The organism is Albimonas marina (assembly GCF_029223255.1).
Lineage (GTDB): Bacteria > Pseudomonadota > Alphaproteobacteria > Rhodobacterales > Rhodobacteraceae > Albimonas.
This window is the reverse complement of the sequence record NZ_JARHUC010000001.1, coordinates 621,497-633,624: the sequence shown is the minus strand read 5'-3', so window position 1 is coordinate 633,624 and position 12,128 is coordinate 621,497. Positions and strand designations below refer to the sequence as shown.

At 71.3% G+C, this 12,128-nt stretch carries 13 protein-coding genes; 4 read left to right on the top strand and 9 right to left on the bottom strand.

Features of this window, described 5'->3' with window-relative positions; genetic code table 11:
- Positions 1-8 precede the first annotated feature (8 nt).
- The 9 genes from P2H44_RS02765 to coxB form a co-directional block, all read right to left on the bottom strand.
- Positions 9-1,343: a TrkH family potassium uptake protein gene (locus P2H44_RS02765; protein WP_275761886.1), complete on the bottom strand. Its 1,335-nt coding sequence runs from the start codon at positions 1,341-1,343 to the stop codon at positions 9-11.
- 22 nt (positions 1,344-1,365) lie between these two features.
- Positions 1,366-2,025, bottom strand: a complete 660-nt coding sequence (locus tag P2H44_RS02760) for a potassium channel family protein (RefSeq protein ID WP_275761885.1) — start codon at positions 2,023-2,025, stop codon at positions 1,366-1,368.
- A gap of 100 nt (positions 2,026-2,125) precedes the next feature.
- Positions 2,126-3,172, bottom strand: coding sequence for an MBL fold metallo-hydrolase (locus P2H44_RS02755; RefSeq protein WP_275761884.1), 1,047 nt, complete (start codon positions 3,170-3,172; stop codon positions 2,126-2,128).
- A 234-nt stretch (positions 3,173-3,406) separates the two neighbouring features.
- Positions 3,407-4,081, bottom strand: a complete 675-nt coding sequence (locus P2H44_RS02750) for an SURF1 family protein (RefSeq protein WP_275761883.1) — start codon at positions 4,079-4,081, stop codon at positions 3,407-3,409.
- A gap of 136 nt (positions 4,082-4,217) precedes the next feature.
- A complete protein-coding gene (locus P2H44_RS02745; RefSeq protein WP_275761882.1) occupies positions 4,218-5,024 on the bottom strand; it encodes a cytochrome c oxidase subunit 3 in 807 nt (268 codons plus the stop codon).
- A gap of 52 nt (positions 5,025-5,076) precedes the next feature.
- Positions 5,077-5,691 carry a cytochrome c oxidase assembly protein gene (locus P2H44_RS02740; protein WP_275761881.1) on the bottom strand — a complete coding sequence of 205 codons (615 nt, stop codon included), beginning with the start codon at positions 5,689-5,691 and terminating at the stop codon, positions 5,077-5,079.
- Between the two features lies 1 nt (position 5,692).
- Positions 5,693-5,845 (bottom strand): hypothetical protein, encoded by a 153-nt coding sequence (locus P2H44_RS02735; protein ID WP_275761880.1) that lies wholly within the window; start codon positions 5,843-5,845, stop codon positions 5,693-5,695.
- 23 nt (positions 5,846-5,868) lie between these two features.
- The gene (locus tag P2H44_RS02730; protein WP_275761879.1) at positions 5,869-6,852 is read right to left on the bottom strand and encodes a heme o synthase; all 984 of its coding nucleotides are present in this window, start codon (positions 6,850-6,852) and stop codon (positions 5,869-5,871) included.
- Positions 6,853-7,066: 214 nt separating this feature from the next.
- Positions 7,067-7,984, bottom strand: a complete 918-nt coding sequence (gene coxB / locus P2H44_RS02725) for a cytochrome c oxidase subunit II (protein ID WP_275761878.1) — start codon at positions 7,982-7,984, stop codon at positions 7,067-7,069.
- A gap of 234 nt (positions 7,985-8,218) precedes the next feature.
- On the opposite strand from coxB, the gene tldD reads away from it, so the two are divergent.
- From tldD to P2H44_RS02705, 4 genes are all read left to right on the top strand, one after another.
- Positions 8,219-9,652, top strand: a complete 1,434-nt coding sequence (gene tldD, locus P2H44_RS02720) for a metalloprotease TldD (RefSeq protein ID WP_275761877.1) — start codon at positions 8,219-8,221, stop codon at positions 9,650-9,652.
- Between the two features lie 182 nt (positions 9,653-9,834).
- Positions 9,835-10,710 (top strand): calcium-binding protein, encoded by an 876-nt coding sequence (locus P2H44_RS02715; RefSeq protein ID WP_275761876.1) that lies wholly within the window; start codon positions 9,835-9,837, stop codon positions 10,708-10,710.
- A gap of 429 nt (positions 10,711-11,139) precedes the next feature.
- Positions 11,140-11,616 (top strand): hypothetical protein, encoded by a 477-nt coding sequence (locus P2H44_RS02710; RefSeq protein ID WP_275761875.1) that lies wholly within the window; start codon positions 11,140-11,142, stop codon positions 11,614-11,616.
- Positions 11,617-11,647: 31 nt separating this feature from the next.
- The gene (locus tag P2H44_RS02705) at positions 11,648-12,097 is read left to right on the top strand and encodes a hypothetical protein (protein WP_275761874.1); all 450 of its coding nucleotides are present in this window, start codon (positions 11,648-11,650) and stop codon (positions 12,095-12,097) included.
- The last annotated feature ends 31 nt before the right edge of the window (positions 12,098-12,128 follow it).

The following is a 12,128-nucleotide window of genomic DNA, read 5'->3' as shown; positions in this document are numbered from 1 at the left end:
GTCCCAGGTCAGCCCAGGAAGACCCGCCCCGCGGGATAGCGCACCCGCGGGGGGACGCGCGTGGCCAGGAAGAAGCCCAGCGTCAGCGGGCCGACCCGGCCCACGAACATCAGGAAGACGATCACCGACCGCTCGAAGCCGGTCAGCTCCCCCGTCACGCCGCGCGACAGGCCCACGGTGCCGAAGGCCGAGACCGCCTCGAAGGCCATGTCCACGAAATCCCCGTCGTGGCTGACCGCCAGCACGAAGGTCGCGGCCATCACCGTCAGCACGCTGACCATGGCGAGCGCCAGCACCTTCATCACCTCCTCCACCCCCAGCGAGCGGCCGTAGGCGTGCAGCGTCTCCCGCCTGCGGAAGAAGGCGACGGTGGCGAGGATCAGGACGATGAAGGTGGTGACCTTGATGCCGCCCGCGGTCGAGGTGGAGCCGCCCCCGATGATCATCAGCGACATGAACATCAGCGAGGTCGAATCGTGCATCGCCCCGATGTCGACCGTGTTGAACCCCGCCGTCCGGGTGGTGGCCGACTGGAACCAGCTCGCCAGCAGCTTGGCGTGCAGCGGAAGCGGGCCCAGCGTGCCGGGGTTGTTCCACTCCAGCACCGCGAAGGCGAAGGTCCCCCAGACCAGCAGCGCGCCCGAGCCCGCGAGCGTCAGCCGCGCATGCAGGGACATCTTCCCCCAGGGCCGCCGCTCCAGCACCTCGTGCACCACCAGGTAGCCGACGCCCCCCACGATGAAGAGCGCGGGCACCACCAGGTTCACGATCGGATGGCCCGCATAACGCACAAGGCTGTCGGGATAGAGCGAGAAGCCCGCGTTGTTGAAGGCGGAGACGGAGTGGAAGACCGCCGTCCACAGCCCCTTCGCCACCCCCTCGGCCGGCACGAACACCAGCGCCAGCACCGCCGCCCCCGCCAGCTCGGCCACCACCACCACCCGCAGGATCAGGCGCACGAGGCGAAAGAGCTCCGAGATCGAGGTCTGGTTGAGGTCCTCGCGCAGGAACGCGCGGGAGCTGAGCCCCATCGGCTTGCCCAGCATCGTCAGCACCAGCGCCGCGAAGGTCATCAGCCCCAGGCCGCCCAGCTGGATCAGCACCGCGATCACCGCCTGCCCGAAGCCGGTGAAGCCCGAGCCGGTGTCCACCACCGCCAGCCCCGTCACCGTCACCGCCGAGGCGGAGGTGAACAGCGCGTCCCCCCAGTCGATCGGCTCGGGCGTCGCCACGGGCAGCTTCAGCAGCAGCGTGCCCAGGATCACCAGCGCGCCGTAGAGAAGCGCGAGCGTCGCCGGCGGCGTCAGCGCGACGCGGCGGCGGAAAAGCGCGATGCCGGGCATGGATCGGGGCGCTCCGGCGGGCTCAGAGCACGTCGCCGAACTGGCGGAAATCGTCCCGCCGGCCCAGCAGCAGGATCTTGTCCTCGGCCTTGAGCACCGTGTCGGGCGAGGTGCAGGGCACGAACTCGGTCCCCCGCATCAGCCCCAGCGCCCGCAGCTCGGGGTACTCGGCGAGCTTCAGCTTCTCCAGCGGCCAGCCGTCCATCTTCTCGGGCGCGACGTATTCGACGACGTGGAAGCCGTTGCCCAGGCTGACGTAGTCGCGCACCTGCGGATTGCGCAGCACCTGGGCCGCGTGGCGGCCGATCTCCTGCTCGGGCAGGACCACGCGGTCGGCGCCGATCTTCACCAGAATGCGGTGGTGGGTCTTGGTCTTGGCCTTCACCCAGACCCGTTTCACCCCCAGCAGGCGGGCGTTCATGGTGGCCAGGATGCTGGCCTCCAGATCCTCGCCGATGCCGATCACCACCGTGCCGTAGGAGCCGACGCCCGCCTCGCGCAGCGCGTCCTCGTCCCGGGCGTCGGCGATCACCGCCTCGGCCACCTCGTCCGCCAGGCGGGCGACGTGGCGCTCATGCCGGTCGATGCCCAGCACGTGCTCGCCCGCGCGGGCGAGCTCGAGCGCCACGGTGCTCCCGAAGGTTCCCAGTCCGATGATGGCGAAACCGCCGCCGCGCGCCATGTCCCGCTCCCGCGTCCGTCGCGTCCAGACCGGAGAAGGGTAGACGGCGCGGCCGTCCGGTCAACGGCGACGCCGCGACACCGCCCGTCCGGCGCCGGCGTCAGGCGCTGCGGAAGCGCGGCCGGTCCCGCTCTCCGACGTCCAGCAGCCGCCCCTCGCGCAGCAGCCGGTTCACGTGGGCCAGCGTCTCCGAGAAGGCGAAGGAGAACATGTGCTCGTCCATCTGGCGGGTGAACAGGATCGGGGTGATCTCGGCGCAGGACAGCTCCCGCTCCCGGCAGGCGTTCAGGACGATGTCGCAGCGCTCGTCGTGGTGGGCGATCAGCTCGCCGATGCGCTGGTGCAGGTGGGTGATCGGCAGGTCGTGGCCCGGCAAGGTCAGCGTCCCGTCGGGGATCGCGGCGCGCAGCGAGGCGAGGCTGTCGAGGTAGCGGCCCAGCGGGTCGCCCTCGGGCTGGATCGAGTGGACCGAGATGTTGGGCGTGATCCGCCCCAGCACCTGGTCGGCGGCGATGAAGAAGTTCTCGTCCTCGCAATGGAGCATCGCCTGGTTCCAGGAATGCCCGCCGCCGGTGTGGACCGCGAAGGTGCGGCCGCCGATCTCGAACGGCTCCCGCGGCTCCAGCGCGTGGAAGGAGGACGGCAGGCCGGTGATCATCTCGAGGTACATGTGCCCGCGGCCGGTGACGGCGGCGGCGGCGCTCTCGGTCATGCCGTGGTTCTGGTAGAAGATCATGTGGCTCTTGCCGTGCACCGCGTCGTGGCCGGTGCTCAGGTAGCGGCCCATGAAATACTCGGTGTCGGTCATGTGGACCGGGATGTCGAACTTCTCCGCCAGCCACCCGGCCGAGCCCATGTGGTCGGGGTGGTGGTGGGTCAGGATCAGGCGGGTCAGGGGACGGCCCTTCAGGGGGCCGGCGAACAGCGCCTCCCAGACCTCGCGGGTCAGGTCGTCGCCGATGCCGGTGTCGACCGCCGCCCAGCCGGCGCCGTCCTCGATCAGGTAGACGTTCACGTGGTTCAGCGCGAAGGGCAGCTTGAAGCGCAGCCACAGCACGCCGGGCGCGACCTCCAGCGTCTCGCCGGGCTTGGGCGCCTCCGGGAACGGGTGCGCGGCCGTGGGCTGGGCGCGGTGGTCCTTGGGCATCGAGGTCTCCCCTTGGTCGATCCTGTTCGGCGCGGCGCGGTCGCTCGAAACCGCCAGCCTGCGCGCGGCGTCCTGATTCGGACGAGTCATACCATGCCGTAAGCCCGGCTGATGAAGTTGTCGACCGGCCGAACGGTCAGCAAATCGACGCTGGGGGGAGAGGCCCCGGCTCGGGCCCGGGGCTTGGGCCGGGGCTCGGACCGGGGCTCGGGCCGCGCGCGCCCGGCGTCCGGCTCAGCTCCGGCGGCGGCGGGCGAAGGCGATCGACATGCCGGCCCAGACCACCGCGAGGCTGAACCAGGTGATCGCGTATTCCAGGTGGTCGTTGACGATGTTGACGCTCAGCGGCCAGGCGACGGGCCGCTCGCCGGGATTGCCCTCGGCCACCACCAGGATCGGCTCGGCCTCCAGCGCCTGCGCCATCGCGGGCAGGTCACGGGCGAACCACAGGTTCTTCTCCCGGTCCGGGTCGGGGGTGAAGCCGTCGACCTCCTGCGGCCACAGCAGCGCGCCGGTCACCTCCAGCGGGCCGGGGAGGTCGCGGGCCTCGGTCTTCTCCGCCTCGGGGATGAAGCCGCGGTCGACCAGGATGCGCCGCCCGCCCTCGGTCTCGAAGGGCGCGATCACCCGGAAGCCGGGGCCGTAGGGCGCGCGGGAGGTCAGGACGTGGATCTCGCCGGGGGCGTAGGATCCCTCGACCGCGACCCGCAGGTATTCGTCCGACGCCTCCTCCGGCGCCTCCGGCAGGGCCACGGGCGCCATCTCCAGACGCGCCTCCAGCTCGGCGATCAGCCCCTCCTTCCAGGCCAGGCGCTGGAGCTGCCAGGTCCCCAGGGCGCAGAGGATCGCGACCCCGCCGATCCCGACGACGAGGGAGAAGACCAGGCGGGCGCGGGGGGTGCGGGACATGGGAGCTCCGGTCAGGACCAGCGTGCAGGGGAGGGCGGCCCGGGGGCGAGGGGCCCCGGAAACGCGGAAGGGGCGGCCTTTCGGGCCGCCCCTTGGCAGTGCGTTGCGCGTCGCGAGGGGCGAGGCGGCGCGGGGCTCAGGCGCCCCAGATGTAGACGGCCGCGAACAGGAACAGCCAGACCACGTCGACGAAGTGCCAGTACCAGGCCGCCGCCTCGTAGCCGATGTGCTTCTCGGCGGTGAAGTGGCCGGCGAAGGCGCGCAGCATGCACACGGCCAGGAAGATGGTGCCGATGATCACGTGCAGGCCGTGGAAGCCGGTCGCCATGAAGAAGGTGCCGCCGTAGACGTTCCCCGAGAAGGAGAAGGTCGCGTGGCTGTACTCGTAGGCCTGGCAGATCGTGAACAGCACGCCCAGGACCACCGCGCCGATCAGCGCCTGGCCCATGGTCTTGCGGTCGTTGTCATGGGCGATCGCGTGGTGCGCCCAGGTGGCGAAGCAGCCCGACAGCAGCAGGATCAGCGTGTTCAGCAGGGGCAGGTGCCAGGGGTCGAAGGTCTCGATGCCCACCGGCGGCCAGGCGCCCGGGATCGTCTCGGTGCCGTCGATCTCGTAGGCCGGGTAGAGCGCGTGCTTGAAGAAGGTCCAGAACCACGCCGAGAAGAACATCACCTCGGAGATGATGAACATGATCACGCCGTAGCGCAGGCCCAGCTGCACGACCGGGGTGTGGTCGCCGGCGCGGCTCTCGACGATGACGTCCTTCCACCAGGCGTACATCACGTAGAGCACGCCCAGGAAGCCGATCGCGAAGATCGCCGGGGTGCCGTCATGCATCCACAGGACGCCGCCGAACAGCATGATGAACGCCGAGACGGCGCCCAGCAGCGGCCAGGGGCTCGGCGCCAGGATATGGTAGTCGTGGTTCTTCTCGTGGGCCATCGCGTGTCTCCCCTCGGAAAGTCGGTCCCGGCGCGCGCCGTCCTGCTCGTCGTCAGTTGACGTCCTGCGCAGGCTTCGGAAGGACGGCCGAGGCGTCGGTCGCCTCGGTGGTCCTGTCCTCGTCCTGGACGTCGGTTTCGTGGAACGTATAGCTCAGCGTGATCGTGTGCACGTACTTCGCCTCGCGATCCTCGACGATCTCCGGGTCCACGTAGAACGTGACCGGCATCATCTTGGTCTCGCCCGGCTGCAGCACCTGGTAGGTGAAGCAGAAGCAGTCGATCTTGGTGAAGTAGTAGCCGGCCGAGAACGGCGCGACGTTGTAGGAGGCCTGGCCCGCGATCGGCCGGTCGGAGGTGTTGGTCGCCTTGTAGAAGGCGAGCCCCGTCTCCCCGATCTTGATCTCCATCTCGCGGGTCTCGGGCTTGAAGTCCCAGGCGAAGCCGCGCTCGACGTTGGCGTCGAAGCGGACCTTGATGGTCTGCTCCAGCACCCCGTGCTCGTTGGCGGCGGCGACGTTGGTCTCGCCCCCGTAGCCGGTCACCCGGCAGAACCAGGAGTAGAAGGGCACGGCCGCGACGGTCAGCGAGGCCATCACCCCCAGCAGCGCCAGGCAGCGAAGCGCGGTGCGCGCCTGCGGCTCCAGCCCTTTCCACCAGCGGCCCATCTCAGAACCCCTGCAGCGCGTCGACCTGGCCGCCGGCGAGCTTCGCGATGGTCACCGCGAAGACCAGCAGCACGAAGGCCAGCAGCACCCCGCCCAGCGCGAAGTTGCGCCCGCGGCGGCGGCGGTGGAGCTCATGTTCTTCCTTGGGGATCATCGGCTTTCCTCTTTTCCCCTCGCTCAGAACAGATGCATGGCGGCGGCGTAGTCGCCGAAGGCGGCCCGCAGCGCGGCCTCGCCCAGCAGCGCGGCGAAGGACCAGAACAGGAAGTGCAGCGAGAGGCGGAAGAACCGCTTCTCGGCCGCGAACTTGTCGGCCTTGGCCTGCGCCTCGTCCCTCCGGCGGAGCCGCCAGGCCCCCGCCGCGAAGCGCGCGTTGAAGTAGAGCGCCACCGCCAGGTAGAGCGGCCCGCCCACGACCGTGAAGGCCGGGGCGATCGCCACGGGGGCGAGCAGCAGCGCGTAGATCAGGATCTGCCGGCGGGTCTCGGCGTCGCCGGCCACGTTGGGCAGCATCGGCACGTCGGCCTTCTCGTAGTCCGTCTCCGCGAACAGGGCGAGGGCCCAGAAGTGCGGCGGGGTCCACATGAAGATCAGGCCGACCATCAGCAGCGGCGCCACGTCGACCGAGCCGGTCGCGGCGGCCCAGCCGACCAGCGGCGGCAGCGCGCCGGCCAGCCCGCCGATGACGATGTTCTGCGGCGTCGAGCGCTTCAGCCACATCGAGTAGACGACGACGTAGAAGAAGATGGTGAAGGCCAGCAGTCCGCCCGCGAGCGGGTTGGCGAACACGGCCAGCATCATCACCGACAGCACCGCCAGCGCCAGGCCGAAGGCCAGCGCCTCGCCCGGGGCCATGCGGCCGTCGGGGATCGGGCGGCCGGCGGTGCGGCGCATCTTGGCGTCGATGTCCGCGTCCCACCACATGTTCAGCGCGCCCGAGGCGCCGGCCCCGGCCGCGATGCACAGGATCGCGGCGAAGCCGATCACCGGGTTCACGTGGACGGGGGCGCACAGCATGGCGGCCAGGGCGGTGAAGATCGACAGCGACATCACGCGCGGCTTCAGAAGCAGCACGTAGTCGCGGACCGACGGCTCCTTCGGCGCGCCGGCGACGGGATCGGTCCCTCGGCGGGGCGTGTCGATGATCGAGGCGTCGGTCATGGAACGGCGTCGGCTTCCTGGCTCTCGCACCCCGCGCGGTCGGCGCTGCGGCGGCGGTGGCGTCGGTCAAATCGGCGGGGGGCGCGGCCGTCGGAGGGGCGCCGGCCCCGGCTCGGGCCCCCGGGCGTCCGCCCGGCGGGCCGCGCCGCGATCCGGCGATCCGGTCCGCGACGAAGCGGGCGGGCGGAGCGCGCGGCTCCGCCCGCCGGTCCGGTCACTCGGTCAGCGAGGCGACCGAGACGTTGCGCTCGACGCCGGCGAACTTGGCCTGGGCGTCGGCCAGCCAGGCGTCGTACTCCTCGGGGGAGACGGCCTTGACCGAGATCGGCATGTAGGCGTGGTCCTTGCCGCACAGCTCAGAGCACTGGCCGTAGTAGATGCCGGGCTCGTCGACCTGGAACCAGATCTCGTTCAGACGGCCGGGGATGCCGTCCATCTTCACGCCGAAGGCGGGGATGGTCCAGGAGTGGATCACGTCCGCGGCGGTCACCTGCATGCGCACGACCTTGCCCACCGGCACGACCACCCAGTTGTTGGTCTGCAGGCGGTAGTTCTCGCGCGTCACGCCGGCGGCCTCGAGCTCGTCGCCCACGTTGGCCTTCGCGGTCTCGTAGTCCTTGTAGCCGTAGCCGACCATCATCGCGTCGAAGGCGAAGTCGGCCTCGCCGTTCGGATCCGGATAGTCGTAGGACCAGTACCACTGGTTGCCGGTCGCCTTGATCGTCAGGTCCGCCTCGGGGATCGTCACCTGCTTGGACAGCAGCTGCAGCGAGGGGATGGCGATCGCCACCAGGATCACGATCGGCACCACGGTCCACACCACCTCGACCAGCGAGTTGTGGGTGAAGGTCGCGGGCTTGGGGTTGGCCTTCTCATTGAAGCGGAACACCACGTAGGCCATCAGCGCGGTGACGAACAGCACGATCACCGTGATGATGACCAGCAGGAAGCCGTCCAGCCAGTGCAGGTCGGAGGCCAGCTCCGTCGCCGCATGCTGGAAGCCGGTGCCGCCGTCGTGCGGAATGCCGATGATGGTGGCGGAGTCCTGCGCGAAAGCCGCGGGCGCGGCGACCGCGGCGGTCAGGCCGCCCGCCAGCCCGGACAGGATCGACGCCATCTTGCCAGCTCGCATGTCCGATCTTCCCCCTTGTTCTTCGGCGGCCGGGAAAGGCCGCTCCGGCGATCGCCGGTTCCTTGGCACGGCGAGGGCGGCATACGCCAGACCCATCGCCTCGGGCTAGTGAATTTCGCCGCGGAAACGATCATATGCGAGACGGTTGAGCAATGCGGCGCATTGCGCCACGTGTATGTCAGCCCTGCGCCGTTTCCCCTGAAACCGGCCGCATATCCCCGCGAAGGAGCCCCCATGACCCGGTCCAGCGACCCGTTCCGCCCGTTCGAGACCGCGCTCGACGAAGCGGAGGCGCTCGCCATCCTGCGCGAGGCTGTCGCAGGCGCCGACGACGGCGAGCTCTATCTCGAGCGTCGCCGATCCGAGGCGCTGGCCTTCGACGACGGCCGCCTGCGCACCGCCAGTTACGACGCGGGCGAGGGATTCGGCCTGCGCGCCGTCTGCGGCGAGGCCGCCGGCTACGCCCATTCGACCGAACTGTCCTCCGCCGCCCTGAAGCGCGCGGCGCAGACCACCCGCCTCGCCGCCCGCGACGGCGGCGGCACGGGCCCGGCCGCGCCCCCGCAGGCCACCAACCGCCGCCTCTATTCCGACGACGACCCGCTCGAGGGCCCCGACTTCCAGTCCCGGGTCACCTTGCTCTCGGAGCTCGACGCCTACGCCCGCGCGAAGGAGCCCAAGGTCGCCCAGGTCACCGTCAGCCTCGCCTGCTCGATGCAGGAGATCGAGATCCTGCGCCCCGAGGGGACCCGCGTGACCGACGCGCGTCCCCTGGTGCGCATGAACGTCTCGGTGATCTGCGAATCGGGCGGGCGGCGCGAATCCGGCTCCGCCGGCGGCGGCGGGCGCTTCGGGGTCGAGGCGGTGATGGACCCCGGCCACGGCAGACGCCTGGTCGACGAGGCGATCCGCCAGGCGCTGGTCAACCTCGAGGCCGAGGACGCCCCCGCCGGAGTGATGGACGTGGCGCTGTCCTCCGGCTGGCCCGGCATCCTGCTGCACGAGGCGGTGGGCCACGGGCTGGAGGGCGACTTCAACAGGAAGAAGACCTCCGCCTTCGCCGGGCTGATGGGCGAGATGATCGCGGCCCCCGGCGTGACCGTGGTGGACGACGGGACCATCCCCGACCGCCGCGGCTCGATCACCGTGGACGACGAGGGCACGCCCTCGGCCCGCAACGTGCTGATCGAGGACGGCCGCCTGGTCGGCTACATGCAGGACCGCCAGAACGCCCGGCTGATGGGCGTCGACCCCACCGGCAACGGCCGGCGGCAGAGCTACGCCCACCCGCCGATGCCGCGGATGACCAACACCATCATGCTGGGCGGCACGGCCTCCCCCGAGGACGTGGTCGCGGGCGTCGAGGACGGCATCCACGCGGTCGCCTTCGGCGGCGGCCAGGTGGACATCACCAACGGCAAGTTCGTCTTCTCCTGCACCGAGGCCTACCGGGTGAAGAACGGAAAGGTCCTGCACCCGGTGAAGGGCGCGACCCTGATCGGCGACGGCGCGACGGCGCTGAAGAAGATCCGCGCCGTCGGCTCGGACATGGCGCTCGATCCGGGCATGGGCATGTGCGGCAAGGCGGGCCAGTGGGTGCCGGTGGGGGTGGGCCAGCCGACGCTGCTGATCGGCGGGCTGACCGTCGGGGGCGCCAAGGCGGGCTGAGGCCCGCCCGCCGCCCCCTTCTCCCTCCCCCGCCGCGCGCGGGGGAGCGGCGCCATTTCTCCGGCGCGATTCACCTCATGGCGCTCTTCCGCCGCATTCATCTTCCTGCTAAGCCTTCCCCAACGGCCGGACATCGCTGAACTATCCGTTCTCCGGCATGGGCATGAGCGTGGGGAAGACGGATGGCCAGGGTCAAGGTTCGCTACGAGAGCGGCTTCAAGATCTCGCTGGGCGAGTTCATGGAGGAGCTCGGCAACATCCTGTCGGAAGGCGACGCGAGCCAGCGCGGCTCGACCGGCGTCGTCATCAAGTACGACAACACCGTCACGACCCTCTCCGGGACGGGCATCAACATCAACGGTTCGGGCGCCGGCACGATCGACACCTGGAAGACCGCGGTGAACGGCAAGCTGGCCGTGACGATCTCGAACTGCGACTTCTCGGTGAAGTCCCTGATCAGCGCCATCAAGGGCGAGGATTCGGGCACGGACGTCTTCGCCTTCGAGAAGTACTTCCTGAAGAACTTCTCCTGGGACTACCAGGGCACCAACGCCAACGACGTCGCCAAGCCCGGACAGAAGACCTCGGACGGCTACCCGATCGACTTCGAGGGCAATGACAAGTTCGACCTGCGCGGCGGCGCGGACAAGGTCGGCGGCGGCCAGGGCAACGACAAGATGAAGGGCGGGGACGGCAACGACCAGCTCTGGGGCGAAGAGGGCAAGGACAAGCTCTACGGCCAGGCCGGCCGCGACCTGCTGTGGGGCGGCGACGCGAACGACCTGCTCGACGGCGGCGCGGCGAACGACACGCTGTGGGGCGGCGGCGGCGGCGACAAGTTCCGCTTCGTGAAGACCTTCGGCGACGACGTGGTGAAGGACTTCGGCGCCGGCGACGTGCTCGACCTGCGCAAGACCGGGGCGCCGGGCGCCTTCGCCCAGCTGATGAAGTCCGCCTCGGACGTGGACGCCGGCGTGCTGATCGACCTCAAGGGCGGCTCGATCCTGCTGGCGGGCCTGGACAAGGCCGACCTCGACGCCTCCGACGTCCTGCTGTGATCCGGCGGCGCGGGGGCCCCGGCCCTCGCGCGCTCCTCGCGCCCGCCCCCTCTGGCGAGGCGCGCCCGCCCGGCCTAACCTGCCGACGCCGGACCGACGGCGAAGGAGACGACAGGGCGTGACCATGACCCCTCCCATCCCGGGCCCCCGGCCCTGACCGCCCCCGCGCCCCACGCCGCGCCGCGCCCCGGCGCGCCCGATCTCGCGCCCGAGCCGGCGTCCGCGGGCGACGCCTCGCTCCTGCCCGGCCGCGCCGAGGCCGCGGCGGCGCAGGGCGGCCCCGCGCCCGCCCGCCCCTCCGCCCGGGTCGAGGCCGCGCCCGCGGCCGGCCCCGCGATCCTCGCCCCAGCGTCGGACCCGCAGGAGACGCCCGCCGCCCCCCGCCCGGGCCCGCGCCGCCGGGCGCGGCCCCGCGCCTTCGCGCCGGGCGTGATCCCGGGGCTGCTCTTCGCCGCAATCTTCCCCTTCGCGCCGCTGGGGATGCTGGCCGGCGCCCTCTACGCCGTCGCGAACCCGCCGCTGATGGGGCTGACCGGAATCGGGCGCTGGGACGTGCACCTCGCCTTCTCCGCCATGGGGACGGCGGTCTCGCTCTGGGTCGTGCTGGGTCCGACGCTGGCGGCGGCGAGCCTTCTGGCCCGCCTCGCCGGCCTGCGCTCGGCCCTCGCGGTCGGGCCGACGGCGTGGCTGGTGGTCTTCGTGGGGCTCAGCCTCTACGCGGGCGGCGGCGCGGCGGGCGGGCTCGGCGCCCCCGGCGCTGCGAGCGAGGTGGTCAACTGGGCGATGATCCTGGTCGTGCCCAGCCTGCTGGGCGCGGCCTGGACGGTCGCCTGCGTCGCCTTCGCCCAGCGCCTGCGGCTGCGCGTCGAGCGGCGCGGGCTGGAACCCGGCGCGAACGACGCCTAGTCTCGCCTCGGAACGAGCAGCGGAGGGGCCGATGGCGAAGCTGGGTCTGGACTGGTGGCCGATGGATGCGCGCCGCCCGGTGTTGCGCCTCGTGGCGGGGCTGGCGATCGCGCCGGTGGCGATCGGCGCGCTGTCGGCGGCCATCGCCTGGCTGGTGGCCGGCATGGCCCTGCCCGACCGCGCCGCGGTGAACCAGGCGGCCGCGACCGCCGCGCTGGCCGCGCTGTCGGCCTTCGTGGTCTTCTCGCTGACCTTCGGCCTGCTGGCGGTGCTGGGCCTGTGGCTCGCCCGCCGGCGCACCGCGCTCGCCTTCGCGCTGGCGGGGCTGGTCGCGGGCGTGCTCTTCGCCCTCGTCTCCGGCCTGATCCTCGGCGTCCCCCTCAGCCTCGCCCAGCCGCTGATCCTGGGCGGGATGGGCGCGGCGAGCCTGCTGCTCGTGCGCTGGATCTCGGGCGTGCGGGAGCGTCCGGCCGACGGCTGAGCCGCCGAAGGAGCGAGGCCGCGCCGCAGGG